The sequence below is a fragment of the Micromonospora sp. NPDC048169 genome (assembly GCF_040652815.1).
GTDB lineage: Bacteria > Actinomycetota > Actinomycetes > Mycobacteriales > Micromonosporaceae > Micromonospora.
This window is the reverse complement of sequence record NZ_JBEZMS010000013.1, coordinates 82,592-109,061: the sequence shown is the minus strand read 5'-3', so window position 1 is coordinate 109,061 and position 26,470 is coordinate 82,592. Positions and strand designations below refer to the sequence as shown.

The 26,470-nt window shown below is 70.8% G+C and carries 26 protein-coding genes; 14 read left to right on the top strand and 12 right to left on the bottom strand.

Annotated features, from left to right (window positions below):
• The first annotated feature begins 60 nt into the window (after positions 1-60).
• Positions 61-522 (top strand): SRPBCC family protein, encoded by a 462-nt coding sequence (locus tag AB0D28_RS14370; RefSeq protein WP_357385777.1) that lies wholly within the window; start codon positions 61-63, stop codon positions 520-522.
• Between the two features lie 686 nt (positions 523-1,208).
• Entirely contained in the window at positions 1,209-1,619 is a 411-nt protein-coding gene (locus tag AB0D28_RS14365; RefSeq protein WP_357385775.1) for a DoxX family protein, read from the top strand.
• 24 nt (positions 1,620-1,643) lie between these two features.
• Here the strand turns inward: AB0D28_RS14365 and AB0D28_RS14360 are convergent, their stop codons facing one another.
• Together AB0D28_RS14360 and AB0D28_RS14355 are read right to left on the bottom strand one after the other, a co-directional pair.
• Positions 1,644-2,768 (bottom strand): glycosyl hydrolase 53 family protein, encoded by a 1,125-nt coding sequence (locus tag AB0D28_RS14360; RefSeq protein WP_357385773.1) that lies wholly within the window; start codon positions 2,766-2,768, stop codon positions 1,644-1,646.
• A 31-nt stretch (positions 2,769-2,799) separates the two neighbouring features.
• Positions 2,800-3,975 (bottom strand): cellulose binding domain-containing protein, encoded by a 1,176-nt coding sequence (locus tag AB0D28_RS14355; RefSeq protein ID WP_357385771.1) that lies wholly within the window; start codon positions 3,973-3,975, stop codon positions 2,800-2,802.
• 186 nt (positions 3,976-4,161) lie between these two features.
• Between AB0D28_RS14355 and AB0D28_RS14350 the strand changes: the two genes are divergently transcribed.
• The 4 genes from AB0D28_RS14350 (at position 4,162) to AB0D28_RS14335 (ending at position 6,986) form a co-directional block, all read left to right on the top strand.
• Positions 4,162-4,440: an FmdB family zinc ribbon protein gene (locus AB0D28_RS14350; protein ID WP_357385769.1), complete on the top strand. Its 279-nt coding sequence runs from the start codon at positions 4,162-4,164 to the stop codon at positions 4,438-4,440.
• Between the two features lie 60 nt (positions 4,441-4,500).
• Positions 4,501-5,754 carry a formamidase gene (fmdA, locus tag AB0D28_RS14345; RefSeq protein WP_357385767.1) on the top strand — a complete coding sequence of 418 codons (1,254 nt, stop codon included), beginning with the start codon at positions 4,501-4,503 and terminating at the stop codon, positions 5,752-5,754.
• A gap of 102 nt (positions 5,755-5,856) precedes the next feature.
• The gene (locus AB0D28_RS14340) at positions 5,857-6,186 is read left to right on the top strand and encodes a cupin domain-containing protein (RefSeq protein ID WP_357385765.1); all 330 of its coding nucleotides are present in this window, start codon (positions 5,857-5,859) and stop codon (positions 6,184-6,186) included.
• 290 nt (positions 6,187-6,476) lie between these two features.
• Positions 6,477-6,986, top strand: coding sequence for a hypothetical protein (locus tag AB0D28_RS14335; RefSeq protein WP_357385763.1), 510 nt, complete (start codon positions 6,477-6,479; stop codon positions 6,984-6,986).
• 58 nt (positions 6,987-7,044) lie between these two features.
• On the opposite strand, the gene AB0D28_RS14330 is transcribed toward AB0D28_RS14335, so the two are convergent.
• Entirely contained in the window at positions 7,045-8,001 is a 957-nt protein-coding gene (locus AB0D28_RS14330; RefSeq protein ID WP_357385761.1) for a YafY family protein, read from the bottom strand.
• A 58-nt stretch (positions 8,002-8,059) separates the two neighbouring features.
• On the opposite strand from AB0D28_RS14330, the gene AB0D28_RS14325 reads away from it, so the two are divergent.
• Positions 8,060-8,803 carry an alpha/beta fold hydrolase gene (locus AB0D28_RS14325; protein ID WP_357385759.1) on the top strand — a complete coding sequence of 248 codons (744 nt, stop codon included), beginning with the start codon at positions 8,060-8,062 and terminating at the stop codon, positions 8,801-8,803.
• Positions 8,804-8,871: 68 nt separating this feature from the next.
• Here AB0D28_RS14325 and ygiD read toward each other — a convergent pair whose 3' ends face one another.
• A complete protein-coding gene (gene ygiD / locus AB0D28_RS14320; protein WP_357385757.1) occupies positions 8,872-9,798 on the bottom strand; it encodes a 4,5-DOPA dioxygenase extradiol in 927 nt (308 codons plus the stop codon).
• A gap of 48 nt (positions 9,799-9,846) precedes the next feature.
• Between ygiD and AB0D28_RS14315 the strand changes: the two genes are divergently transcribed.
• Positions 9,847-10,935 carry an epoxide hydrolase family protein gene (locus AB0D28_RS14315; RefSeq protein WP_357385755.1) on the top strand — a complete coding sequence of 363 codons (1,089 nt, stop codon included), beginning with the start codon at positions 9,847-9,849 and terminating at the stop codon, positions 10,933-10,935.
• On the opposite strand, the gene AB0D28_RS14310 is transcribed toward AB0D28_RS14315, so the two are convergent.
• From AB0D28_RS14310 to AB0D28_RS14295, 4 genes are all read right to left on the bottom strand, one after another.
• Positions 10,919-11,251 carry a hypothetical protein gene (locus AB0D28_RS14310; protein WP_357385753.1) on the bottom strand — a complete coding sequence of 111 codons (333 nt, stop codon included), beginning with the start codon at positions 11,249-11,251 and terminating at the stop codon, positions 10,919-10,921. The two genes, AB0D28_RS14315 and AB0D28_RS14310, sit on opposite strands and share 17 nt — an antisense overlap.
• A complete protein-coding gene (locus tag AB0D28_RS14305; protein ID WP_357385751.1) occupies positions 11,248-11,427 on the bottom strand; it encodes a hypothetical protein in 180 nt (59 codons plus the stop codon). The genes AB0D28_RS14310 and AB0D28_RS14305 overlap by 4 nt, the downstream gene beginning before the upstream one ends.
• A gap of 488 nt (positions 11,428-11,915) precedes the next feature.
• Positions 11,916-13,112, bottom strand: a complete 1,197-nt coding sequence (locus AB0D28_RS14300; protein ID WP_357385749.1) for a helix-turn-helix transcriptional regulator — start codon at positions 13,110-13,112, stop codon at positions 11,916-11,918.
• A 1,200-nt stretch (positions 13,113-14,312) separates the two neighbouring features.
• Entirely contained in the window at positions 14,313-14,696 is a 384-nt protein-coding gene (locus tag AB0D28_RS14295; protein WP_357385747.1) for a PadR family transcriptional regulator, read from the bottom strand.
• Positions 14,697-14,802: 106 nt separating this feature from the next.
• On the opposite strand from AB0D28_RS14295, the gene AB0D28_RS14290 reads away from it, so the two are divergent.
• Positions 14,803-16,050 carry an NAD(P)/FAD-dependent oxidoreductase gene (locus AB0D28_RS14290; RefSeq protein ID WP_357385745.1) on the top strand — a complete coding sequence of 416 codons (1,248 nt, stop codon included), beginning with the start codon at positions 14,803-14,805 and terminating at the stop codon, positions 16,048-16,050.
• Positions 16,051-16,058: 8 nt separating this feature from the next.
• On the top strand, positions 16,059-16,547 hold the full coding sequence (locus AB0D28_RS14285) for a MarR family transcriptional regulator (RefSeq protein WP_357385743.1): 489 nt from the start codon (positions 16,059-16,061) through the stop codon (positions 16,545-16,547).
• Between the two features lie 25 nt (positions 16,548-16,572).
• On the opposite strand, the gene mraY is transcribed toward AB0D28_RS14285, so the two are convergent.
• The gene (mraY, locus tag AB0D28_RS14280; RefSeq protein ID WP_357385741.1) at positions 16,573-17,676 is read right to left on the bottom strand and encodes a phospho-N-acetylmuramoyl-pentapeptide-transferase; all 1,104 of its coding nucleotides are present in this window, start codon (positions 17,674-17,676) and stop codon (positions 16,573-16,575) included.
• A gap of 210 nt (positions 17,677-17,886) precedes the next feature.
• On the opposite strand from mraY, the gene AB0D28_RS14275 reads away from it, so the two are divergent.
• Positions 17,887-18,096 (top strand): hypothetical protein, encoded by a 210-nt coding sequence (locus AB0D28_RS14275; RefSeq protein ID WP_357385739.1) that lies wholly within the window; start codon positions 17,887-17,889, stop codon positions 18,094-18,096.
• Positions 18,097-18,185: 89 nt separating this feature from the next.
• Entirely contained in the window at positions 18,186-18,992 is an 807-nt protein-coding gene (locus AB0D28_RS14270; protein WP_357385737.1) for an aminoglycoside adenylyltransferase domain-containing protein, read from the top strand.
• On the opposite strand, the gene AB0D28_RS14265 is transcribed toward AB0D28_RS14270, so the two are convergent.
• Positions 18,989-20,257, bottom strand: a complete 1,269-nt coding sequence (locus AB0D28_RS14265; protein ID WP_357385735.1) for an MFS transporter — start codon at positions 20,255-20,257, stop codon at positions 18,989-18,991. The two genes, AB0D28_RS14270 and AB0D28_RS14265, sit on opposite strands and share 4 nt — an antisense overlap.
• Before the next feature lie 47 nt (positions 20,258-20,304).
• The gene (locus AB0D28_RS14260) at positions 20,305-21,168 is read right to left on the bottom strand and encodes an aldo/keto reductase (RefSeq protein WP_357385733.1); all 864 of its coding nucleotides are present in this window, start codon (positions 21,166-21,168) and stop codon (positions 20,305-20,307) included.
• 87 nt (positions 21,169-21,255) lie between these two features.
• Between AB0D28_RS14260 and AB0D28_RS14255 the strand changes: the two genes are divergently transcribed.
• Positions 21,256-21,669 carry a nuclear transport factor 2 family protein gene (locus tag AB0D28_RS14255; protein ID WP_357385731.1) on the top strand — a complete coding sequence of 138 codons (414 nt, stop codon included), beginning with the start codon at positions 21,256-21,258 and terminating at the stop codon, positions 21,667-21,669.
• Between the two features lie 8 nt (positions 21,670-21,677).
• Here the strand turns inward: AB0D28_RS14255 and AB0D28_RS14250 are convergent, their stop codons facing one another.
• On the bottom strand, positions 21,678-22,655 hold the full coding sequence (locus AB0D28_RS14250; protein WP_357385729.1) for an aminoglycoside phosphotransferase: 978 nt from the start codon (positions 22,653-22,655) through the stop codon (positions 21,678-21,680).
• A gap of 540 nt (positions 22,656-23,195) precedes the next feature.
• Between AB0D28_RS14250 and AB0D28_RS14245 the strand changes: the two genes are divergently transcribed.
• Positions 23,196-26,261 carry a hypothetical protein gene (locus AB0D28_RS14245; protein WP_357385727.1) on the top strand — a complete coding sequence of 1,022 codons (3,066 nt, stop codon included), beginning with the start codon at positions 23,196-23,198 and terminating at the stop codon, positions 26,259-26,261.
• Positions 26,262-26,470 lie beyond the last annotated feature (209 nt).

Sequence of the window (26,470 nt, the reverse complement as noted above, 5' to 3'; positions counted from 1 at the left end):
ACCGCGTTCGCCGTGCCCGAGGGAGAGAAGGGAACACCGCTGACCGTGGACAGTGACCGCTTGACCCGACCCCCCGTCATCACCGCGCAGATGCTCGTCCGCCGGCCCGCCGCCGAGGTCTTCCAGGCGTTCGCCGACCCGGCGGTGACCACGAGGTTCTGGTTCACCAGGAGCAGCGGCCGGCTGGAACCCGGCGCCACTGTCACCTGGGAGTGGGAGATGTACGGCGTCTCCACCGTCGTCACCGTCAAGGACGTGGAGGAGAACCGCCGCATCCTGGTCGAGTGGGATCCGGAGTCACCCACCCAGGTCGAGTGGCGGTTCCTGCCGGGCGAGGGCGACACCACGCTGGTCCGGATCACCGAGAGCGGCTTCGCCGGCACCGCCGACCAGGCCGTGGGCAGGGCGATCGACTCGATGGGCGGGTTCACCATGGTCCTCTGCGCCTGCAAAGCGCTGCTCGAGCAGGGTGTGCTGCTGAACGCGGTCGCGGACGCCCACCCGAGCGGCTTCGGGGACTGACCGGGTCGGCTGCGGGCGGGCCGGGCCCACCCGCAGCCCTGCACGGGCGGCTGCCGGAGCCCGAAGCCAGCGGAGCACGTGGTGGCCGTCACTGTTCGTCGACCGCCCCGGAACGAGGTTGGTCAGGCCGAGCATCGCCCCGACGAACGCGGCGCCGAGCATCGCCGGCCGCGTCCACGCCGTACCGGTGGACGCCGACGCGACGACCAGCGCCGCCGCGGCGCACAGATTGGCCGACGGGCCACCGAGATAGAACAGCACCATTCGCAGCGGCAATGCCGTCATCGACGGCGAAGGCCCTACCGACACCTCGTTGCGCCAACCGTTGAAGGGCGCGATGCGTACCGCGACGACCGGCAGGCGCAGCAGCTTCGCCACGACGAGGTGTCCGCACTCGTGCAGGACGAGGTGCGGCCACAACGACACGCAGGTGAGGCCGGCGGCGGCCATCGCACCCGGGACGGACTCGGTGACGAGCAGCGCGAACGCCGCCGACTCCACCGCCAGGAGGAGTGACACGGCGACCAGCCGGCGGCGGAGCTTCACCGGAAGAGGGTACGGCCGGGTGACGGGCGGCGTGGCCCCACTGCGTGGCGCGGCTGTCAGCGATGAGTTCGCCCGCCCTGGCCGGTCTGAACTGGTGCGTCCGATCGGATGCGGAACACCAGCCGACCGCAGGAGGAACGATGACCACGACCGTTGCCGACACCACTCCCCCGCCCGTCGCCCGCGGGCTGCACCGGACGCTTTGGGTGCTCCAGATCCTCCTCGGCGTCTTCTTCATCGTCGCCTCGGCCGGCCCCAAGCTGTTCGGCGAGACGAACGCGGTCCAGTCCTTCGAGGACATGGGCGCCGCGCCCTGGTTCCGCTACTTCATCGGCCTCGTGGAGCTGGCCGGTGGCATCGGGCTGCTCGTGCCGCGACTGGCCGGCCTGGCCGCCGTCGGGCTCGCGCTGCTCATGCTCGGCGCCGCCGTCACCCAGGCGTTCATCCTGGACGGCGGCGCGCTGGTGCTCACCCCGGTGGTGCTGTTCGCGCTGTTCGTGTTCATCGCGTGGGGCCGCCGCCACTCGATCGGCCGGCTCCTGCGGCGCTGAGCCGGGGGTGCGCCGGCCGGCCCGTCAGGGCCACCAGTGCACCCCCGGGTTCACCCGCCCGAACCAGTCGAAGACGGCCATGTTGTCCCACTGGTTCCCGGTGCCGTTGATGTTCGCCGGGTCCCAGCCGTTGCCGCTGACCGCGTACCAGGTCGGCTCCCAGTAGAAGACACCGATCGCGCCGGCGTTGCGGGCGGTGTTCTGCACCCAGTCGAACTCCTGGGCCTGCCCGGCCCAGGTCGCGCTGATGCCGTCGCAGGTCGCGTCGCCGATGGCGTTCGGCTCGCCGTCGGCGTTGTCGCGGGTGAAGGGGTACGCGGTCTCCACGATCACCACCGGCTTCCCGTAGCGGCCGCGCAGGTCGACGATGTTGTTGTAGAGGTTGGCCAGGCTGCCGTGCCACATGCAGTAGTACGACAGGGCGGTCATGTCCCACTGCACGCCCTGCGCCCGGATGCCGTCGTAGAACCACCGTGCGTTGGCGTTGCTGTCGGCGTTCGCGGTGTGGATCATCACCGGGATGCTGCTGCCGCAGGTCTTGACCGCGTTGTAGCCCTGCTTGAGCAGCCAGGCCAGCGGGGCGAAGTCGTTGTTGACGACCCTGCCCTCGTTCCACAGCATCCCGACGTTGATCTCGTTGCCGATCTGCACGCTGTCCGGCGGCGTGCCCTGCCCCCGCAGGGCGGTGCAGACGTCGTACGTGAAGGCGTACACGTCGTCGCGCAACTGGCTGAGGCTGTGGCCGGCCCAGGCGGCCGGCTTGTACTGCTTGCCCGGGTCGGCCCAGGTGTCGGAGTAGTGGAAGTCGATCAGCACCTTGAGGCCCTTGGCCTTCGCCGTACGCGCCTGGACGAGCACCTTGCTCTTGTTGTTGTAGCCGCTGCGCGGGTTGTTCCAGACGCGCAGCCGGACGTAGTTGACGCCGACGGACCGGAGGATGTCCAGCGGGTCGCGGGCCACCCCGTTGGCGTCGTAGTACTGAGCGCCCAGGTCCAGGCTGCGCTGCAAGGAGGAGACGTCGGCGCCGCGCATGGTGAGCGTGTTGGCGGCGGCGACCGGCGCGGGCGTACCCCCGAATGTGGTGGTGACGGCGAGGACGACGGCCGTGACGGCCCCGACCAGGGTGCGGTGGCGGTGCGATGTGCTCACGATGCTCCTCTCAGCCGGTCGCGGACGGTGCTCAGCCCACCGCGCAGGGGGCCCCGTTGAGCGAGAAGGCGGTCGGCGGCGCGTCGCTCGCGCTCCACCGCCCCTGGAAGCCGAACGTCGCGGAGCCGTTCGGCGCGATGAGGCGGTTCCAGTCGGCGTTGCGGGCGGTCACCGCGGCGCCGGTCTGGCTGACTGTGGCGTTCCACGCGGTGGTGACCTGCTGGTCCCCCGGGAAGCCGAAGGTGAGGGTCCAGCCGTCGACGGGCGCCGTGCCGGTGTTCTGGACCGTCACCGCCGTCACGAAGCCACCCGGCCACTCGGACTGGTTCCGGTAGGTGACCCGGCAGGTCGACGGCGGCGGTGGCGTGGGCGTCGTGGGCACGGTGACCGTGTTGGAGGCGATCGACACGTTGCCGGCGGCGTCGCGGGCCCGCACGTAGTACAGCGTGCGCAGCGGCGTCGGCGCCGGCAGCGACATCGTGTACGTGGTGCCCGGCACGGTGGCGACGCGCGTGGAGGTGAACCAGCCGTCGAACCGGTAGACGTCGTAGGCGAGCACGCCGACGTCGTCTGTCGACGGTGACCACGACAGCCTGGCGGTCGAGTCGGTCACCTCGCCGACCGTGAGGTTCCCCGGTGCGCTGGGCGGGGTGGTGTCCGGGCCGGTGTCCGTCACCGGCGTGACCACTGTCAGCGGGTCGCTGGCGGGCGAGCGACGGTTGTCCCCGTCCCGGGCCGACACCCGGAACGTGTACTGCCGGCCCGGCTGGATGTAGTTGGTGACCGTCGCGGTGGTGACGTCGCCGAGGCTGAGGCTGTAGACCACGTCGTCGAACGGGCTGAGGTAGACGATGTCGTACCCGACGACGGGGCAGCAGCCGCGCGTGGCGGCCGTCCAGGTGAGCGTGACGGACGTGCTCCGTACCTGGGTGGCGGTCAGGTTCGTGGGCGCGCTCGGCGGGAACGGCGTGGTGCTGGGCGGGTCGGGCGGCTTGGGCGTCGACGTCGGCGTCACGGTCCCGGTCGGGTCCGCGACGGGCGTCGCGGACCCGCCGGGCGCCGGAGCGGCAGCGGGGTACGCGGTGCCGGCGTCCGCCGGCGGGGCGGCGCTCAGGGCGGTGACGAGTACGGCGGTGGACAGCGCGACGGCGACCGGCAGACCCGGCCGCAGGCGGCGCAGAAGTGAGGACGAGGAGACGGCGGCCATGGGTAGACGATGCCCGCAATGCATCGATGATCGCCAACGTGTCCCACGCCTCGGCCGGCGCGACGAACTCCGCCTCATTCGTCGTTTCGCGCCGCTTATGTCAGCAATAGGCCACAATCGGAGAGACAGGGTGAGCCGCTGCGGAACGGCCCACCGCACGCACGAAAGGCTGGACGGGACGCGGCGATGGCCACCTTCGAGTACCGCTGCCCGCAGGACGGCAGCTTCGACGTCGTGACGCCGGTCGGCACCGCGGACCCGTCGACGGGGTGCCCCCGGTGCGGGTTGCCGGCGGCCCGGGTGTTCTCCGCGCCCCGGCTCGCCCGCATGCCGGCGGCGCTGCGCGACGCCATGGACCGGACCGAGCGCAGCGCGGAGCAGCCGGAGGTGGTCGGGCGGGTGCCCGGCCGTCGTCCGGCACGCCGCTCGACGAACCCGGCCCACGCCCGTCTGCCCCGATGGTGACCGGGCTCGGGCAGTCCACCTGACCCGCCGCGGCGGGACGCACGAGAAGGGCTCGACACCGTGCCTGAACTGCTGTTCCCTCTAGACTCGACGAAGAGGTTCACCGACCAGGAGAAGGTCGGGCACAACCGCTGGCATCCCGACATCCCGCCCGTGGCGACGGTACGGCCCGGACAGTCGTTCCGCGTCCACTGCCGCGAGTGGTTCGACGGCGCGATCCACAACGACGACTCCGCCGAGGACATCCGGGATGCTCCGCTGACCCGGGTCCACGCTCTCAGCGGCCCGTTCGCCGTCGAGGGCGCCGAGCCGGGCGACCTGCTCATGGTCGACATCCTCGACATGGGCCCCATCCCGCAGGAGTCCGGTCCGCTGGCCGGCCAGGGCTGGGGCTACACGGGCATCTTCCCCACCGGCAACGGCGGCGGCTTCCTGACCGAGCAGTTCCCCGACGCCTACAAGGCGGTCTGGGACTTCAGCGGCCGCAAGGCCACCTCCCGGCACATCCCCGGGGTGTCGTTCACCGGGATCGCCCACCCGGGGCTGATGGGCACCGCCCCGTCCGCGTCGCTGCTGGCGACCTGGAACCAGCGGGAGGGGGCGCTGATCGCGACCGCGCCCGACCGGGTGCCGCCCCTGGCCCTGCCCCCCGAGCCGCAGGACGCGATCCTAGGCAGCCTCACCGGCGCCGACTTCGACCGGGTGGCCGGGGAGGCGGCGCGTACCGCCCCGCCCCGGGAGAACGGCGGGAACCAGGACATCAAGAACTTCACAGTCGGCAGCCGGGTCTTCTACCCGGTGTTCGTGCCGGGCGCCAACCTGTCGCTGGGCGACCTGCACTTCTCCCAGGGCGACGGAGAGATCACCTTCTGCGGCGCCATCGAGATGGGCGGCTTCGTCGACCTGCACGTAGACCTGATCAAGAACGGCATGCAGACGTACGGCGTCGCCGAGAACACGATCTTCATCCCGGGCGACAACCCGCCGCAGTTCAGCCAGTGGCTGGCCTTCTCCGGGCTCTCGGTCACCCTCGACGGCGAACAGCGGTACCTCGACTCGCAGCTCGCCTACCAGCGCGCCTGCCTGCACGCCATCGACTACCTGACCCGCTTCGGCTACCAGCCGGAACAGGCGTACCTGCTGCTCGGCGCCGCACCCATCGAGGGCCGGCTCTCCGGCGTGGTGGACATCCCCAACTCCTGCGCGACCGTCTACCTGCCCACCGAGATCTTCGACTTCGACATCCGCCCCTCGGCCGCCGGTCCGACCCGCATCAACCCGGGCAAGGGCGCCCCGAAGGCCACCATGCGGTGAGCGGCTGAGCACGCCGAAGGCCGGTGGTGCGGCGACGGGACGCGCACGCTACGGTTCGCGGAGGAGCACCCTGCCCGGCGCGACGAGCAGACAGGAGACCTCATGCAGAAGTCATCCCTCACCGCACTGGCCCGCGAGCAGCTGGAACTCGCGCACACCTCCTCCAGCGGCCGCAGCAGCTCCACCGTCTACGGCGGCCACGAGCACACGCTCCGGCAGACGCTGATCGCGCTGACCGCCGGGCAGATGCTCGGCGAACACGAGAACCCCGGCGAGGCCACCGTCCACGTCCTGCACGGCCGGGTCCGGCTCGGCGCCGGCGAGACCTCCTGGGACGGTGCTGCCGGCGACCTGCTGATCGTGCCGGACCGCCGGCACAATCTGGAGGCGCTCGAAGACTCAGCGGTGCTGCTCACCGTCGCCAAGCGCTGACGGTCCGGCCCCGGGAGGCCGGCAACCGTGCCGGGGCGTCAACGGCCGTCTCGAACGCGCCGTCAGCCGTCAGGGCGTCTATCGGCTCACCGACGAATCCGCCGCTCGACTGGGCGCCCTGCTCGACGGGGCGCCGGCCCCCGAGCCGGGGTCGTGAAGGCGTACCCGGACTGCCGGGAGAGGCTTTGACAGCAGCGCGTGCCGCCGCTCGGCGGCGATGTCACACTGCGGCAGTGGAGCGCTTTCGGTGTGCGGGCTGCGGGAAGCCGCTGAGCGTCCCGGTCCGGTTGGTGGAACTGCCGGCGGCGCCGCACTGGTCGGTCCTGGACTGCCACCAGGTGAACCCGCCGCTCCTTGGCCCCGGCACCTACGCGATCGACGAGGCCGCCTACGGCCGTGATCAGGTCACCGACACCTTCGTCCTCTCGCCCGGCGACGTACGCGGGACACGCTTCGTCCATGACCGCGTCCGCACGGGTTGCTGGTCGATGGTGGGCTGGATCCCCTGCGTCGCCTGTCAAGGCTGCGGGGCCGTGATCGCCTCGCGGACCGACGACTGCGGGACGGCGCAGGAACTGCGCTTCTTTCCCGCGATGGTTGTCCGGGAGCGGTGTGACGACGGGCCGGACCGCGTGACCGATCCTTTCGCGCTGATCGCCGACTGGGACCGTCCTGCGCCCGACACCAGACGGCACCGTGGGGTGCCCGAGCCGACCCGTCCTCGTCCCGAACTCGTCGCCACCCGCTGGGGCGGCCGAGGCGTGCGGGAAGCTCTCTTCCGGGACGATCCGCCGGCCTGACCCGGCCGCGCGCCGTCCGCACGTGGGCCGAGGCGGGTCTGACCACCTTTTCCGAGCCTCAAGCGGTGGCGTCGGCGAGCAGTCGGGCGGCCAGGGCCCGCACCTCGTCCTTGAGTTCGTCCGGTCGGTCGATCGTGAACGGCCAGCCGAGCCCGGCGAGCATCTGTGCCGCACCGTCGAGCCGTTCGGCTCGGGCGGTGAGACGCACTCCGCCGGGCACCTCGGTGAGCGTGCCGACCGAGGGCGGGATTCGTCGCTGCGCCTGCTCCAGGCTGGTGTGCAGCACCACGGAGATGTCGTGCGCGTACGGCACGGCTGCCAGACCGGTGAGTACCTGCGTGGTGGGATCGAAGCCGGCCGGGATGTCGAACCTGCCCTGAAGGGGGTGGGCTGTCCCGATGCGGTCGAGGCGGAACGTCCGTACGGCCTGGCGGTGGTGGTCGTGACCGGTGACGTACCAGCGGCCGGCGTGGAAGACCAGCCCGTACGGGTCGAGCCGGCGCTCGCCGGACTGGCCGCGCCAGGTGGTGTAGGTGATGCTCACCGGTTGCTGATGCCGGGCCGCTTCGGCGAGCACCAGCAGCACCTCGATGCCGGGCGGGGCCGACTTCCGGACCCGTGCGGTGAAGTCCACGGTCTCCAGCAGCGAATCGATTCGCCGGGCGAGAACGGCCGGCAGCACCCGGCGAATCTTCGCGGTCGCGCTCTCGGCGGCCGCGCCTTCGATGGTGACCAGCCCGGCCCGGGTAGCGGCGACGAGCCCGAGCATGACGGCGACCGCCTCCTCGTCGGTGAGCATGAGCGGCGGCAGCTTGTATCCAGGCGCGAGCCGGTATCCGCCGTAGCGACCGCGCCGGGCCTCGACCGGGATGCCCAGGTCGGCGAGGTGCGCGGCGTATCGGCGGACCGTGCGCTCGTCGACGCCCAGCCGACCCGCCAGGTCCGCGACGGTGAAGCCGCCGCCGGCCTGGAGGATCTCCAGCAACGCCAGTACGCGCGCGGTCGGCCGGGTCAAGAATCCCCATTTCTCATCCGGGCGGAACATGTCCGGTATTGATCGTAGCGTGGCATGCATGACGACCTTCGTACTGGTTCCCGGGTTCTGGCTCGGCGCATGGGCCTGGCGGCCGGTCACCGCCGCCCTGCGCGGGCACGGCCACGAGGTGCACCCGCTGAGCCTGACCGGCCTGGGCGAGCGCGCCCACCTGGCCCGCCCGGACACCGACCTCGACGTCCACGTCACCGACGTGGTCAACCTGCTGCGCTACGAGGACCTGCACGACGTGGTTCTCGTCGGGCACAGCTACGCCGGCGCGGTCGTGACGACCGCCGTTGCCGACCGCATGACCGACCGCATCGCCCAACTGGTTTACGTCGACACCGGCCCGCTACCCGACGGCGCGGCGAACGCCGATTTCAGCCCGCCCCAGGAGCGTGAACGCAACGCGGCGGTGGTCGCCGAACACGGCGACGGCTGGCGGCTGCCACCCCCGCCGTGGGCCGAGCTGGCGGCGGGCGCGGCAGACGTTGATGAATCGGTCGTCGCGTTGCTCGCTGAGCGGTCGGTGGCCCAGCCGTGGTCGACTGCCACCACCCCGGTGCGGCTCACCGGGGCGTGGGAGAAGGTGCCCCGCCTCGGCGTGCTGTCGAGCTTCACCGTCGAGCAGGCACGCCAGATGGCCGCCACCGTGCCGCTGTGCCGGCACATGGCCGGCGATCCGTGGCGGTACGAGGAACTGCCGACGTGGCACTGGCCGATGCTCAGCCGACCGGTCGAGCTGGCCCAGATCCTGCACGAAGGCAGGCCGACGGCGTAGCCCGCGATGCCCGGGCGACCTGAGTGCGGCCGCCCGGGCACCGAAGCGGTTGACCAGCCCGCACCTGCTCAGATGTTGGAGCCGTCCGGCGGCAGCCCGGGCGGTGGCTGCGGGGATCCGCCCCGGCCGGCAGCCGGTGGACAGGACATGCCCAGGGTGTAGGCCGTCATGGACAACGAGCCGTAGGCGTAGCCGTCGACCAGGACCTCGGTGTCGGGGGTGTCCATGGCGGCGGCCAGACCGGCGAGATACAACGCGGGGATGAAGTGATCCGGTGTCGGTACCGCACGGCGGAAGTCCCCGTGCGCGTCGAGGGTCGCGTACTCGCCCGGGTCGGTCAGCATCCGGGTTTTGGCGTCCTCGTCGAAGCGTCGCGCCCAGTCGAAGCCGTCGTCGGCCAGCGCCCAGTCCATGCCGCGCAGGTTGTGCACGACATTGCCGCTCGCCACGATCAGCACTCCGCGCCGACGCAGTGGAGCGAGCCGGGCGCCGAGTTGAAGGTGGTAGTCCATCGGCTTGTCGGCGTTGATGCTGAGCTGGACGACGGGAATCGTCGCGTCCGGAAAGGCATGCGTCAGCACCGACCAGGTGCCATGGTCGATGCCCCAGCTGTCGACGTCCGCCCCGACCCAGGTCGGATGGACGACGTCACTGACCTCCTCAGCCAGTTCGGGCAGCCCCGGCGCCGGGTACTGCACCTCGAACAGCTCCTGAGGAAACCCGTAGAAGTCGTGGATGGTCCTCGGCCGGGGCATCGCGGTGACGGCCGTGGCGTTTATGTACCAATGGGCACTGACCACCAGGATCGTGCGGGGACGCGGCACCGCAGCGCCGAAGGCTCTCCACGCGGAGGTGTACCGGTTGACCTCAAGGGCGTTCATGGGGTTGCCGTGGCCCAGGAACGCCGCGGGCATCAAGACATCCAAGGCCGGATGTACGTCTGAAGGCACGTGGACACGATAGTGCCACCTCGCAGCGGTTCCGGCCTGAATCACGCTCCTCGGGGGATCGGAGATCGCTCCTGGCGATGAGACCATGATCGGGTGACGCCCTTCCACATCGATGTGCCCGAAGCCGTCTTGGAGGACCTGCGGGCTCGGCTTTCGCGGACGAGGCCCGCGCCGGCCGCACCGGGAGAGCCGTGGGCCGCCGGCACCGACCCTGCGTACCTGGCAGATCTGGTGCGGTACTGGCTCGACGGATTCGACTGGCGTGCGGCCGAGCGTGCCCTCAACCGGTACCCCCAGTTCGTCACCACGGTCCGAGGCACGCCGGTCCACTTCGTTCATGTCCGCTCGGCATCGCCCGACGCCACGGCGCTGATCCTGACCCACGGCTGGCCCAGCGCGTACACGGAGATGCTGCCCCTGGTGTCCCGGCTCGCAGACTTCGACCTCGTCATACCGAGCCTGCCCGGCTTCGTCTTCTCCGGGCCACTCGCCGAGGGCCCGACGACCGAGGCAGCTGTCGCGGACGTGTGGGCCGAGCTGATGACCCGTCTGGGCTACGACCGCTTCGGCGCCTACGGTGGCGACATCGGCTCCGGCGTGTCGACGTGGCTCGGCGCCCGCCACGCAGATCGGGTCATCGGGGTCTTCTCGCAGCACATCAAGTTCCCCCCGGCGGACCGCAGGGGCGACCTCAGCCCGGCCGAGGAGGCGTTCATCGCCATGCTCGACGCGAAGGCCCAAGACGACTGGGGCTACGGAATCATCCAGGAGACACGGCCCGACACCCTTGCGGCCGCGCTGAGCGACTCGCCGTCCGGACTGGCCGCATGGATCATCGAGAAGTACCAGCGCTGGAGCGACTGCGGCGGCGACATCACCCGCCGGTTCGGCTTCGACGAGCTGCTGACCATCGTGATGCTGTACTGGGTCACCAACTGCATCGGCACGTCCTTCCGGCCCTACCGTGACGACCGCCTGGCCCCCCACCTGCCAATGGTCGCCGTGCCCGCCGGAATCACTGTCAGCGTGGAGGACGCCGGCCTGCCCCGGTCGTTCGCCGAACGCACCTACGCCAACCTCACCCACTGGCGCGAGCCCACCGTCGGCGGCCACTTCCTCGCCCAGGAAGAGCCCGACCTGCTCGCTGCCGACCTGCGCGCGTTCTTCAGCGTGCTCCATTGATCCAGCGGGTAGGCCGCCAGTTCCACGCGGGTGGCGCCCGGTCGTCCGTACCCGGTCGAACACCCGGCTCCGATTCGGCTGGCATGGGCGGGCCGGTCTCCCTGGTCCAGCCGAGGAACCGGCGGTGCAACACGCCCGCCGGCGTCCAGGGCATGTCCTCGGTGGCCTGGACGAGATAGGCGCCGAGGTACAGCGCCAGCGACACCGGCGCATCCATGAACTCCGCGCGCAGCTCGCGCTTGCGCGTAGGGCACGGCCAGGGCAGGTCGCAGCCGCCACAGCTCCACACCGGCATGACCGGCCCGTGGGTGGTCACCGCGCACCCTCCAGGAACCGCGCGGTGATCGCCCGCGCCTGCCGGCTCGTCGCCCATTTCACCTGCCAGCACGGGTACGGCGTGAGCCGCGCCCACCACGCCCGGCACCCGGCACACATGCCGTCGAGCCCTCGGACATGAACCGCGAGGATCGCCTGTTCCTGCTCGCTGCTCACTGCTCACCCTCCGACGGCCAGTGGCCCCGATCGATCGGAATCCGGTGCCGGGCGCGACACGGCAGGTCGGACCCACAGCGGCAGACGCGCCGCCAGAGCCGCCACGACCACACCGGCCGGTGCCTGCGAGCAAGAGTCAGCGCGGTGGCAGACAGGTATTCGTCATACGAGACGCGCCGCTCCCGCGACATCGATGTGTCCCCGGCTCCCGCCGGGGCCTGTTGCCCGCCTCGCGCCTGGTCCAGCAACCGCCGCCGGGCAATGTCCTGCTCCATCATCTGGATGCGCTGCCCGACGCCGTACGCCGTCGGAATCGACGGGAGGTACCGGCCCACGAGTCGCCGCAGGGGCCCGACAGGCACCGTCATCTACTGGCCCTCCGTGATGAGAGCACGAAGAGGCACTGCTGATGTGCCTCGATCCGCGCCCGGTTCAGTGAGGTCCAGCGTCGCGCCGCGTGCGCCTACGATCCAGAAGGTGACTGTCCGCTAACCAGGCGTGCTGTCCGCTGTTGATCGTCGGACCGGGGCGTACTCGACGCACAGTTCACGGAGCATCGCGGCCTCGGGCACTCCGAGATCCTCGACCTTGGCCAGCAGTTCCGCGGCTCGCCACCAGTTCGACGGCACCACTCGCCCGGATGCCACGGCCTGCGCCCCGAGCGCAACCGCTTCGTCCGACTGACCGGCGGCGACGAGAGCAAGCCCGAGGTCGAGACGCGCCGATGCCGACCGGCGTGGCCGCGCTCCCCCGTCGCCGTGCGGATCCAGATCGGCCAGTACGGCCCGAGCCACCTGCTCGGCGCCCGGGTCACCGGCCCACGCCAAAGTCGTGGCCGTATAGGCGGCGGCCTTGGCAGGGTCGTAGCGATAGTGATGCTCGGCTCGCTCGGGAACGGGCAAGTTCGCCGCCAACCTCTCTACCCGATCCAGCGTTCGCCGGGTGGCAGCAACGTCCCCAATGCGAGCCCATGCACGGGCCTCCTGAGCAGTAGCCTGGATCCTGGCCGAGCTGCCCTGAGGCGCGACCCGTTGAGCCTGCTGGGAAAGATCGAGTGCCGAACGGTAGTCACCTTGCGTCAGCACGTCCCAAGCCCGCGTCTCCAGACACCACGCCCGAATCTCGGGATGCTCAGCATGTTCAGCAAGGTCACGAGCAGCTCGCAGATGAGCAGCCGCAGCATTCCGCTGCCGCAAATCGATGTGGACCGTGGCCCGCAGCACCGCCAACCAACCGCCGGCAACCAACAGCCGACGCTGTTGAGCAAGCGTCACCCGCCCGTCCAGCAGCCGCACCACATAGGAGAGGTGCCGCCGCACCAACGGCAACAGATCCGCCGGCGCCATCGTCGGATAGGAGCTGGCAAGGTCGTCAACGCCCTGCTCGATCCGCTCGAGCATGTCGTTGCTGACATCACTCGCGGCGACTCTCGCCCGCAACTCGCCGGCCTCGGCCGCATGGTCGATCGGCGCATCGACCAGCCGAGCAAGCACTCCCCCGGCGTCGAGAATCCGGTCCAGGTGACGCGCTGTGTCGACCGTCGGAGCCTTGAGCCCTGCCTCCAACTCGTGCAGATGGCTCTTACTCCGATGAGCGAGTTGCCCGAGAGACCGAAGCGACAGGCCACGCCGCTCCCGAAACTCCCGCAGAGCTACCCCAAAGCGCGGATCGACGGACGAGGCCATAACGCCGCTCCAAGCTCAAGAGGCCAGGCGAATCAGCCGGCCGCCACCCATCGACGGTACCCCGACTCTCCGTACGCGGATGCCCACGCTGCTCCGTGAGCGGGCCAGGGCCAGGGTGACAAGGTGGAGCGCCCTACCGGACGTAAGACCTTGTCCGCCTGGCCCTGGTCTGCCCGGCTTGCCGCGCCTCGACCCGCACCGAGCGGAACGCGCTTGATCTCGTAGAGGCGGACTCGGCAACAGGTCCTCCACTGGCCCGAGCACGCATCAGCTGACGCCGGTCATGACCGGACCGCCCCTATGTCGGTCAGGCGCGGGTGCGCTGTCGCAGCCGGGTGGACACGACAGCGACAACCGCCATGAGGACCGCGACCACCAGGGACGGCAGCGCGTCGGGCCGGCGCAGCAGTTCCCCCGTCAACCCGCTGTTGTCCAGCTGGTAGAGCGTACCCAGGAGAAGGGTGGGGACGACGGCGATCAGCAGCCGCTGATCGGCCGTCGCCACCCACAGGAAGGCCGCCACGCCGACGATCACCATGGCGGCGGCTGCCGCCCGCACGCCCGGGTCGGCCATGCGGAAGCCGCCCGCGGGGATCAGGTGCAGGGCGAGTATGCCGGCGGTGACCAGAACTGCGTTCGCCCGCGGCGCCGGCGGCACGTCCGCCGGACGCCGCAGGCCCAGAATGATCAGAGGCGCGGCGACGATCGGCGCCCACCACTGTGGCAGGCCGTTGGAGAACAGGTACGTGGAGATCACGGTCGGCACCACCGCCGCAGCCACCGCCAGGGCGGCAGCGGTACGGGCGCGGCCCGCGACGAGCGCCACCAGCGCGGCGATCAGCACGATCTCGTGGACGCCCTGATTCTTGACGACGGTCAGGGGGTCCGAGAGTCCGCCGAACTGGAATGCCTCGATGATGTCGTCCAGGCCGATGAGCACACCCAACGCCAGCACCGCCATGGCGCCCAGGTGGATGCCCTGCCAGAACAGCACGGCGGTGGGCCGGGGCGCGGTGCTGCCACCGTGTACCCGTAGGGCGCCGCGGATCAGCGATGCCGCCTGCCGGAGGCTGGGCCAGCGGCGGGTGGTCGGTTCGTCGCCGATCAGCGTGTCGATCAGCTCGTCGGCGCGTTCGCGGCGGTAGTCGGCGGGGTAGGCCCGCAGCAGCATCCGGTAGCGCTTTTCCAAGACATCGGAACTCATGCTGGTCTGATCCTCGCGGTAGAAGGTTGACGGGCGATTGCCTGCGATGCGACCCGGCGTGGCAGGCGGTCCATGACCACCCGGGCGGCCTGGGCGAGCCGGTCGGCCTCTTCGGTGAGTACGCGACAGCCCTCGTCGGTGAGCCGGTAGTAGCGACGGGCACGCCCGTTGACGATCTCCTCACCGTCGGTGGTGACGAGTCCTTCGCCGAGCAGCCGGTCGATCACGGAGTACAGCGATCCGGCGGCGAGGGTCACCCGCCCGTCGGACAGCTCATTGACCCGCTTGATCACGGCATAACCGTGGAGCGGTCCGCCGAGCAGAGCAGCAAGGACGAAGTAAGACGGTTCCCGTAGCGCGGGACGCGAAGCTGATCCCATGAGCCGAATATACAAGCAACTTGAGTATCAGTCCAGAGTGACCATGCACAGTGGCGCGTCCTGCGACGACCTTGCCCGAATCATCTTAATAATTAAGATAACCGCCATGAGTGCATCGACAGGCTTCTCAGTGGCGATCGCCGGCGCCGGCCTCTCCGGCCTCTGCCTCGCCCAGTACCTGATGCGCGCCGGCATCGACGTGCACGTCTACGAGCGGGACCCGGGCCCCTTCATCCGGCGGCAGGGCTACCGGATCATTCTCGACCGGTACGGGCTGGCGGCACTGCGCGAGAGCCTGCCGCGCCCGCTGTACCGCCTGGCGCTGGCCACCGGCGACGAGCCCGGCGGGCAGCTGCGCTTCACCGACAGGCGGCTGCGGGACGCCTTCACCGTCACCTTCAAGGACGACCCGCACGAGACCCGTCAGGTGGACCGGCTGACCCTGCGGTCGATCCTGCAGTCCGGGCTGGACGGGCGCATCCACTACGGCAAGACCGCCGTCGCGGTGGACAGCGGCGGCCCGGCCGGGCTGCGGCTGCGGTTCTCCGACGGCGGGGCCGCAGCCGCGACGGTCGTGGTGGGCGCGGACGGCGTCGGCTCGGCGCTACGCGCGCAGCTGGTGCCGGACGCCGACCCGGCGGACACCCCGATGGCGGGCATCTACGGCCGGTCACCGCTGTGGCGCGACGGCGCGAGCGTCATCCCGGACGCACTGCGTACCAGCGGGGTCCTGGCCATCGCCGACCGGCCGGGCAGCGCCTTCTTCTTCACCTCCATGCGGTTCGGCGAGAGCCCACGGGAGGCGTTCACGCGCCTGGCCCCGGGCAGCTACGCCCCCACCGGCGACGACTACGTCATGTGGGCGCTGCTGCTGCGGCGCGACGAGCTGCCCGGCGGCGTACGCGGAGATCTGCGGGCACTGTGGCACCTGGCGGCCAGCCGGAGCAGGGACTTCCACCCGCTCGCCCGGCGGCTGGTCGACACGGCCGAACTGGACGCCACGGTGCTGAACCTCTTCGCCACCGGGCGGCGGCCGATCCGGTGGGCCGTCCCCCGGGCGACGATGATGGGCGACGCCGTGCACGTCATGCCGCCGTTCGGCGCGCACGGCGGCAACACCGCGCTCCGCGACGCCGCCCTGCTCGGCCGGCGACTGGTCGACGCCCGGGACAACGGCACACCCGTGGAGGAGGCGATCGCCGGATACCAGGACGAGATGGTGCCGTACGCCTTCCGCGCCGTCGACACCGCCGGGAAGCTGATGCACCGTCTCACCGGCGGCGCGGCGGCGCCGCACTGGGTGCTGACCCGCGTGTTACCTCGGCTGCACCGGGTCACCGTGCCGGAGGCATGATTGCCCGCATGTCCCACGATCCGGCCCGCGCCTCCGCGATCGCCGACCTGATGCGCGCCGGGCGGGAGACGTCGCGGCTGTCCATGGTGTTCCGGTACGCCGTCGCGGAGCGGTTGGGCCTCACCGTGAGCGACCTGGAATGCCTCGACTACCTGGCCGACATCGGATCCGCCACGGCGGGGCAGATCGCCGAACGGACCAACCTCACCACCGGGGCGGTCACCAGCATGCTCCGCCGGCTCCAGCGGGCCGGCTACGTGACCGCCGAGCGCGACCCGGCGGACCGGCGGCGAGTCGTCGTCACGGTGCGCCCGGAGCGGGTCGCCGACCTGGAGCGGCCGTACGAGCGTTTCGCCGAGCGGGCGGAACGGCTCGTCGAGGGCTACAGCGCCGATGAGGTCAGATTGCTGGTCCGGCACCACGACCGCCTCCAGGCGATGTACCTCGCGGAGTTGGACCACCTCCGCGACGGCGACACCGCGCAGTGGTCCGCCTGAGCCGGCGTCTCCTGTCGCTCCGCCGCTATCCCACAGCCGCCAGGAAGTCCGAGTAGAACAGGCCCAGGCCGGCCGCGACGCAGACTCCGGCCACGATCCAGAATCGGACCACGATGGTGGACTCGCTCCATCCGGCCAGCTCGAAGTGGTGGTGCAGCGGCACCATCCGGAAGACCCGCTTGCCGGTGGTCCGGTACGAGACGATCTGGATCACCCAGGTCGTGGTGATGATGACGAACAGCCCGCCGATCAGGATCGAGAGCAGCGTCGTACGGGTCACCACCGCGAGCCCGCCGATCAGGCCGCCCAGCCCGAGCGCGCCCACGTCCCCCATGAAAATCCGCGCCGGGGACGTGTTCCACCACAGGAAGCCCACGCAGGCGCCGGCCGCCGCGGCCGCGATCATGGCGATCTCCAGCGGATCGCGGACCTGGTAGCAGTACTCGTTCACGCGGGCGTACCCGTCGTCGGCGCACCAGTGCCGGTACTGCCAGAAGCCGACCAGCGAGTACGCGCCGAGCACCAGGATCGACGCGCCGGTGGCCAGGCCGTCGAGGCCGTCGGTGAGATTCACACCGTTGGACATCGCCGTGATCACGAAGATGAAGACCAGGACCGCGCCGACCTTGCCGACATCCAGCCAGCTGATGTCGCGGATGAGCGAGATGTGCTCACTGGCCACGGTCTGGCCGTTCGTGCTCGGCACGTACAGCGCGGCCACCCCGAACCCGCCGCCGACGAGGGCCTGCCCGAGCAGCTTGCCCTTTGCGGACAGCCCGTCGGAGTTGCGCCGGCGCACCTTGAGGAAGTCGTCGAAGAAGCCGACCGCGCCGCAGAAGACGAACAACCCGAGCAGCACCAGGGCCGTCATGGTGGGCCCCTCCTGCGCGATCTGCCGTTCGGGCAGGGTGGTCAGGGCGAGGTGCCCGGCGACGTACGCGAGGACCGTCGCCACGATGAAGACGACGCCGCCCATCGTGGGCGTGCCCACCTTGCCCTCGTTGCTGGCCAGCCCGATGGACCGGATCGGCTGACCTGCCTTCAGCGCGCTGAAGACGCGCACCGCCACCGGCGTACCGAAAAGGGAGATGACGAAGGCGACAGCGGCCGCGACGATGACCGCCCTCACCGGCGGGCCTCCGCGAGATCCGGGTTCCGCACCGCGTCCCCATCACCCTTCCCGACCGGCGCGTGACGTGCCGACCTGAGCCGCCGGCGCTGACGGATCTTCGCGAAGTCATCGATCACGACACCTGAGCTTGCCATCCGGCGGCGGAGGGGGCAGCCCCGCGACCGCCAGCACGCCGAAGGTGGCGCGTATGCCGTAGCGTCAACGAGCATGAGAACGATGCTGGTGTCGCTCGCGGTGGTCGTGGTGACGGTGCTGGCACTCGTCGTCTTCGTCGCCCGGCGCGACCGGACGAGGCGCCCGTCGGACGAGGATTCGGCTGCGGTCCGCCGGGCCGGCGCCGACCAGCACCGGCACGATGCACAGCGTCAGGCCGGGGCGGGCATCGCGGAGCGGCACCGCAATTCGCCGAGCGTGTAGGCGCGGCCCGCGGATGATCCGCGCGGCAAAGCGTGCCGGATCGGTCTACTCGGTGGCGGCACCGGCGGTGCGTGGCGCAGGATCGCCTGGTGGTCCTACCCGAAATGGTTCTGGCCGACCTCCGCGAGGCGTGGTGCCGTGCGCTTGCCGACCGGCTGCGCGGCCTCTACCTGCACGGCTCGCTCGTGGCAGGGGACTTCGCCGCCGACCGCAGCGACCTCGACCTGCTCGCGGTACTCGCGAGCGACCCGGACGAGAAGCTCCTCGGCGTACTCGCCGGGCTGCACGCGGACCTCGACCGGCGGCACCCGCAGTGGGCGGGCCGGATCGAAGTGGAGTACGTGTCACTGGACGCGGTCCGCGACGTCGGCGGCCGGGACCACCTGATCGCCCGGATCAGCCCCGGGGAGTCGCTGCACCTGCTACCCGCCACCACCCACCGCGTCGTGACCTGGGCCGCCGTACACGACTACGGCCGTACGCTGCTGGGACCCCCTGCCGACGAACTGCTGCCCGCCGTCGAACCCGACCGCGTCCGCGCCGCCCTGCTGGACCACGTCCGTGACTGGCCCACCTGGGTGACCCAGATGACCACGCCCGGAGCCCAGGCGTACGCGGTACTCACCCTCTGCCGCGCCTACCAACGTCTGCGCAACGGCCGGCAACTGTCCAAACGGCAGGCCGCCGACCAGACCGCCACCGCCTGCCCCCGCTGGGCCGACCTCGCCGTCTGGGCCCGCGACTGGTGGTACGACTCCGGCCAGGACACCGACCCCGGCCGGGCCGACGACGTCCGGGACTTCGTGCACGGGGTCAGCGCCGCCATCCTGGCCCCGACCGATGGTGGGCAGTGGCGCGGGACGGACCGCGACGCAGCGCCGAAGCCGCCGGGCTAGCCGGCCACGACCGGCTCCGGACGCGTCCGTTCACCCCATCGGACGACCGCCGGGGCGACCAGACCGACCGCGACGAAGACGGCGCCCATCAGCAGCCAACCGGGGGCGCCCCAGGCGATGCAGAGCAGGCCCAGGACGGAAGGGGCGGCGACGTTGGCCAGCCCCGCGCCGAGACCGGCGACTCCCGTGTACTGCCCCTGCGCGTGTGCGGGCGCGAGGAGGAACTGCAACTCGAGCGAGCCCGCCGTGTGCCACAGCTCGCCCACCGTGTGCGCGGCGACTCCCAGCGTCATCAATGCCACGGCGAGCCATCCGGGCATCGTCGACGTGGCGGCGATCAGGGCCATCCCCACCAGGAACGCCAACCCGGAGCGACGGATGGCCCGCCCGGCCGCCGGACCGGTGTCGATCCCCCTGCTCGCCCTGACCTGGAGCGCCGCCACGAGAGCGGTGTTGACGAGCACGGCCGCCCCGACGAACCAGCGCGGAGCGTCGGTACGCGAGATGATCCACACCGGCAGCGCGAAGACCAGCACCTGGCCCTGAATTCCCATGACCGCGTCGAGCACGGTGACGGCCATGTACGGCTTGTCCTTCAGTGCTATCCAGCGTCCGCTCGTGCGGGGTACCGCGATGGGCGGCAGTGAGGGCAGCCGGGTGATGACGGCGGCGCACGCCACGAAGCTGACGGCGTTGCCGACGACCAGGGTCAGGTAGGCGGCGCGGGTGTCCAGTTGCACCGCGGCGCCGGCGACGAGGGCACCGCAGGCTCCGGCGAGGTTGGCAACCGAACGGAGGTAGGCGCGGAACTGGGTCAGGTTCGCGCCGCCGAAGCCGCGCACCAGCGGGCCGCGTGACGCCCCGCCGGCTGACTGGGCGAGCTGGTTGAGGCAGACCAGGACGACGAACGGCCAGAACGTGTGGACGAAGACGAGGGCGGCCGTGGCGGTGGCTCGGACGACAAGCGTCAGCAGATAGATCTCGCGCGGGCCCCGCCGATCGGCGAGATGCCCCGTCGGGATCCCGGCGAGCATCCCGACGAGCGCCGCGATGCCCATCCCCAGGGCCACCTGCGCGAGGGGAAGCCCGACGGCGCGGGTGAAGAAGAGCACGGCGCTCGTCATGAAGACGCCGATTCCCACCATGTTGACGAAGGTCGCGACGGCCAGGACGCGCCGAGGGCCGCGCTCGGGGACGAGTCCTCGAGCCGCCAGCCAGGAGCCGCGCGGCGGAGGAGTGGAGTGGGACGTGACCGCTGCCCGCAAAGGGGGAAACCTTCCGTCGAGGGTCGTGGACTCCTGGCGGGGCGCCGCTAGTCGAGGCCGGCCAGTTCCTCCGGCGACAGGCGCAGCGCCCCGGCGGCTAGGTTCTCGACCAGATGGTCGGGGTCGCCCGTGCCGGGGATGGCCAGCATGTGCGGTCCGCGGCTGAGGGTCCACGCGATCCGCACCTGTGCCGGCGTCGCCCCGTGGGCCCGGGCGACGGCCGCCACCGCCTCGTTCGTGGCCACCCCGCCGGCCTCACGTCCGTCGCCGGCGATCGCGAAGAACGGCACGAAGGCGACGCCCTGCTCCCCGCAGGTGCGCACGAGCTGGTCGTGCACGCGCCGGGTGTCGACGCCGTACGGGTTCTGCACGCAGACCACCGGGGCGATCGCCTGTGCCTGCGCGAGGTGCTGCGGGCGGATGTTCGACAGGCCGAGATGCCGGATGAGGCCGGCGTCGCGCAGGTCGGCCAGCGCGCCGAAGTGTTCCGCGACCGACTCCAGCCCGTGCTGGCGCAGGTTGACCACGTCCAGGTGGTCCCGGCCGAGCTGGCGCAGGTTCTCCTCGACCTGTCCGCGCAGTTGGTCGGGGCGGGCCAGCGGCAGCCACTCTCCGGACGGGTCGCGGCCCGGCCCGACCTTCGTGGTGATGACCAGGTCGTCGGCGTACGGCGAGAGCGCCGTATTGATCAGCTCGTTGGCCGAACGCAGCGGCGAGAAGTAGAACGCCGCCGTGTCGATGTGGTTCACCCCGAGTTCGACCGCCCGGCGCAGCACGCCGATGACGCGCTCGCGGTCGCTCGCCACACCGCCCCTGCCGGTCAGGCGCATCGCGCCGAATCCGATCCGGTTGACGGTCAGGTCGCCGAGAGTCCAGGTACCTGCGGACGCCGCAGTGATTACGTTAGGCACCGGGCGAACCTAGCCACCGCAGATGACCTGCACAGCCGGTCATCTGCCCGATACCGCTCCCCGGAGATCGCTGTTAACTTATCTACAGTGAAGGACGATGGTTTTCCCGTTGGGAACGGCGACGCGGACAGCACCACGGTCGAGGACTTACGCACCGCTGAACGGCGTCTTCAACAAGCCCAGCTGTCCTCCGACGTTGCGGCGCTGGATCGGTTGATCGACGACCGCCTCGTGTTCACCGGGCCGGACGGCCGGCTCTACTCCAAGCAGGACGACCTGCACGCGCACCGGTCCGGCCAGCAGACGATGACCCGGGTCCACGAGGAGGACCTGGCGGCGCTCGTGGTCGGCGGCACCGGGGTGACATGGTTCCTCGGCACGCTGGAAGGCACCCTTGCCGGCGAGCCGTTCCTCGCCCGGGTCCGCTACACGCGCACATGGATCCTCGACGAGGACGAGGGGTGGCGCCTGCTCGCGGCACACGTCGGTCCGGCCGACTGAGGTCGCCGTCAGATCGCGGCGAGCGCCTTGTTGATGTTCCACTCGGCCAGGTCCAGCATCCACTTCCGATCCGGGAAGTCGGTGTCCGCGATCCGCAGTGGCCCTTCGATCAAGGACAACGTCTGCGCGTACCGGTACAACTCCAGCCGGTGGGGATCGAGATCGACCGGCCGAAGCGCCGGATACGTCTCACCGAAGCGCATCTGCAGCCAGGCGTGATCCCATTCGACATCGAAATACGCCAGCCCTTCGAAATCGATCATGACGGCCTCACCAGCCGGTGTGACGAGCACGTGATCCGGGCCGAGCTCACCGTGCACCAGCCCGTACTCCTCGCGTGCGGTGACCGCGCCCCTGAGGTGGCGTACGTGGGCGGCGACCCGGTGATGGGCGTCGGCCAGCCGGGCGTCGCGGGCCGCGGCCACGTCGAGATGGCCGAGCGCGCGGTCGACGATCACGTCCTCCGGGCGTCGAGCCTGGGACGCCTCACCCCGGCCGACGTCCGCGACCTTGCCGTAACGCGGGCCGAAGGCGGTGTGCATGCGACGCAGGGCGTCACCGAGCGCGGACAGCGGCGTGGCGGCGGCGGCCCGGTCGTGCTCCAGTAGCGCCTCCAGCCGCAGCGCGCCGGCGTCCTCGACGAGCGCGATGTCGGCGTCGAGGTGCCGGCGCTCCCGGTCGATCATCAGCAGGTGCGGTACGCGCACTCCCGCAGCGGTGAGCGCCGCGTGGCCGGCGGCGAAGAGATCCGCGCCCGAGGCATCGGTGAACGGGTCGTCCGGGACGGCCGGCGACGGTGGCCAGTAGTTCTCGTCCGTGGCCCACACGTACAGCATCACTGTTGTCCGGTCGTCAAGCCGAAGCCGGTAGACGCCCTTCTTGGTGCCGCCGGTGAGCCGGTCCAGGGCAGCGAGCCGCCGATCGGAGCCGAACTGTTCCGACACCAGGCCGTGCAGGTCATCCGGCCGCAGGAACCTACGCGTCATGGCCGCCTCTCCTCAGACCGAGGCAACCAGGCTGCCAGGCCGGGCGGCGGCACACAACCAAGTTGACGCACCGGACGGGCGGGGTCACGTCAGCCCCGGTTCACTCGGACACCTCCGGGCACTCGCCGAATCGGCCAGCGCGCCCGGGGCGACGGCCGGCGGTGGGGTGAGGCGGGGCGTCCGGGTGTACTCGGAGCAGGTCGGATAGGAGTTCTTCACATGGGCCGGGATGTGGTCCGGCGAGGTGTCGGTCATGCCGGGCAGTCAACCGGCATGCCGTCCCGGCCCGCCAGGGGCACCGGTCCCGGGCGACGCGGGACGGCGACACCCCACCGCGCGGTTGAGCGGCGGCGTCCGGCGGGTGCGGGACATCCACCCCTGGCCGGCGGGACGCACGCGGCCACAGGCTGCGCTCTGCGCTCACCGCCCGGTGGCGCGGAGTGATCCGGAGGAATCCCAGTGGGTGTGATGGTGTGGGCTCCCCGCCGCCGACGGCGATGGAGAGCACTTGTCGCCGCGGTCGTGGCGGCGGTGGTGGTCGTGTCCCCGACGCCGGCGGTGGCGGCTGAGGCGGTGGACTACGAGGCGGCGAAGTTCCACGACGGGGTGTTCGCCGCGTACCTGCGGGCGCACAACGGCGGCGTGGCGGGCCTGAAGAACCTGGTGGTCACCGCGGAACTGCTCGACTGGCGGGGCCGCAACGCCGGCGCGTCCCGCGACGACGTGGTGCGGCACCTGGTCGCCACGCGGCAGGCGGTCAACGCGGCGGGCATCTCCGACACCACCGCCCGCACCACGTACGCCACGGTGATCAAGCTGATCGACGCGCTCTCCGGCGTCCCCGGTGTCAGCATCGGAGCGCCGATGGTCAAGGGGCTGCTGGACGCCACCGTCGGCGGCACCATCACCGCCTCGGCCGAGGTCGAGGACGCGGTGACCAGCGCGTACCAGAACTACCGGTGGATGGATGCGCTCTACGCGCAGCAGGAACGCGCGTGGGGGCAGCTCACCCGGGCGGCGGCGCAGGACGCCGACCTCGCGGCGGCCTGGGACGGGGAGATCGGCGCGCAGCTCAACGTGCGCTCCACCGCGACCACCGAGCAACTGCTCGCCGACCCGCTGCTCGCCTCCTACGTCAACACCGAGGCGATCCTGGAGCACCTGGGCAACGAGCAGGCGTACCTCGCGGAGCTGCGCACGGAGCTGCGCGGCGCGTTGGAGAAGGTCGCCGAGCAGAACGCGGAGGTCATCAAGAAGCTGGCCGCCGCGGACCTGAAGTATCCGATCGGGCCCGGCCCCAAGCCGACGCCGCAGGACTACACGGCCGCGCTGGCCGAGGCCGCCGGCCGGCAGGTGGCGATCGACGCCGCCGAGTCCGCGGTGACCATCCTGGCCACGCTCGCCGGGTTCGCCGACGAGAAAGCCGGCAAGGAGGTGCTGGCGATCGGCAAGGCGGCGGTCGGCATCGCCACCGCCATCAACAAGTACCTGCCCACTGTGGCCGGTCTCAGCCTCAGCGACGCGATCGGGTCGCTGAGCACAGTGGTGCTGACCGGTAACGTGCTCGGCGCCGTGATGACCCTGCTGCCGATGTTCATGGGCTCCGGCCCGAGCGAGCACGAACTGGTGATGCAGGAGATCGGCAAGCTGCGCGAGCAGGTCGGCGAGCTGCGTACCGAGATGCACGAGCGGTTCGACCGGGTCGAGGCGATGCTCTCCGCGATCTACGACGACATCATGTCGGTCCTGCTGCGGATGCGCGACGACCTGAGCGGCGTGATCCGCGACATCGACGCGATCAAGCAGCAGATCTACGGCCTGGAGACGAAGGTCGACCAGCTCAGCCTCTCCATGCAGGAGGCGCTGAAGAAGAGCGCGCTGAACGACACCGAGTTCGTCATCAACACCTACGTCGGATACAAGGCGCGCACCGGGCGTCCCCTCTCGGTGGCCCAGTACGACGAGACGGAGGGCCGGCTGTTCACCTCCGCGACCTCCACGGCCGCGGGAGCGCCCTTCGTCCTCACGCCGGCGGAATGGTCGCAGTCGACTGTCGATCCGGTGCGGGTGCTCGACGAGAAGAGCCCCTACGGCGCCATCGACTACCTGTCCTACCTGGCCCGCACCTGGGATCCGTCGTACCCGGCCACCACGAAGACACCGCACGCCGGGGTCTGGACGATGTCGACGCGGCCCTTCACCGCCCTGGCGCTGGAGAACCCGGCGCTGGCCGGCGACATGACCGGCGACGACTCCTTCGCCGCCCGGATCGGCCGTTCCGGTCAGCAGATCGTGGACGCCTCCAGCCGGTTCAGCCGGCCCACCCCGGACGGGCACCGCAACGCGTTGTTCACCGGGCTGGTGGACAACTACAGGACGGCCGTCAACGCCCAGTCCACCGAGCTGCGCAAGCTGCGCGACTCGGTCACCAAGGGGGGATACAACCCGTGGTACGGGCCGGACCAGATGCCGCCGACCCGGTTGACGAACACCCGCTCGTACTGGACCGGCCAGCAGCCGCGTGCCTACAACGGGAACGGCACGATGGCCGGGTGCGCGCCGTTCAGTCCGCTGCCGGCCGTACGCATCCCCGCCAACGTGCGGCTCGCCGACCTGCCGAGCGCGTTCCAGTTGCTCGCCCACGGCACGAAGGAGCAGTTCGAGCCGCACTTCCGGATCTGCTACGACGCGGAGCTCGTCAACCACCGGACCACCACCGGGCCGCGCCTCGAGACCACCAGGGCGGACCTTCAACTGACTGTGCACGCCCAGATGAGCGTCAACCAGGGCAACTTCTGGATGGACGTACGGACGTGGCGCAACACGAAGAGCGCCGGCATCGTCTGCTCGTGGAGCACCCGGGACAACCCGCCCACCGGATACTGCTACGACGAGGTCTACTACATGACCTACGACGACGAGTCGGTGCACCTGCCGGCGTTCGAGGCGGGTGCCGGCTTCGCCGACAACCCCGAGCGGCTGACCATCGCGCGCCACCTGGCCGACCGGATGCTGTGGGGCAAGCAGAAGGAGTACTACCAGGTGGTCAACCGGAAGTTCGCGGACCCGACCTCGGATCTCCGCTCGGCCGCCAAGGACGTCACGAAGGCGTTCCGGCTGCTGCAGGCGTACACCAAGCTCGGTTTCCCGGTGGCGCTGGACTCCGACGCGTCGCTCAGCGCGTACCTGCTCGGCGGCAACCTGCTGCCGAGCGACTACCGCCACCCCGGCGCGCCGGTGGGGCGGGAACTGCCGGACACCCACATCAGCCGGGCGTACACCATCGCCGAGTCCGACTACGCGCCCTGCACGCAGGCGACGCCCGGCGACCCCTGCCCCGACACCATGTCGGAGATCGACCCCCGGGTCGGGCAGGCGCCCATCTTCGGACCGTCCTGCTCCGGCGCGGACAGCCCCGGCTCCCCCAACGAGTATCTGGGCAACTGCATCCACGCGGTCGCCATCGAGCGGGCCGGTGAGCTGGCGGCGATCTACGAGACGTACTCGCAGCGCCTCGCCGCGAACGTCTACCGGGAGCGGCTGCCCGAGGTCGCCGCGGTGATCGACCAGCTGCGGGTCAGCGGGAAGGCGGTCACGCAGAGCTGAACCCCCGGGGGTGGCGGGCCGGTCGGAATCGACCGGCCCGCCGCCTGTTCGGCCTGACGGCAGGGGTACGTAGTGAGGCACGGCAGGCGGTCCCCGTGTCGGAACCACGACTCGTTCTCCCGGATCATCGCCACTGCCACGCAAATACACTTCACGTCACTGATCGGACCGCCGTCAATCTCGATCATCGAGGCGGAAGGGCAGACACT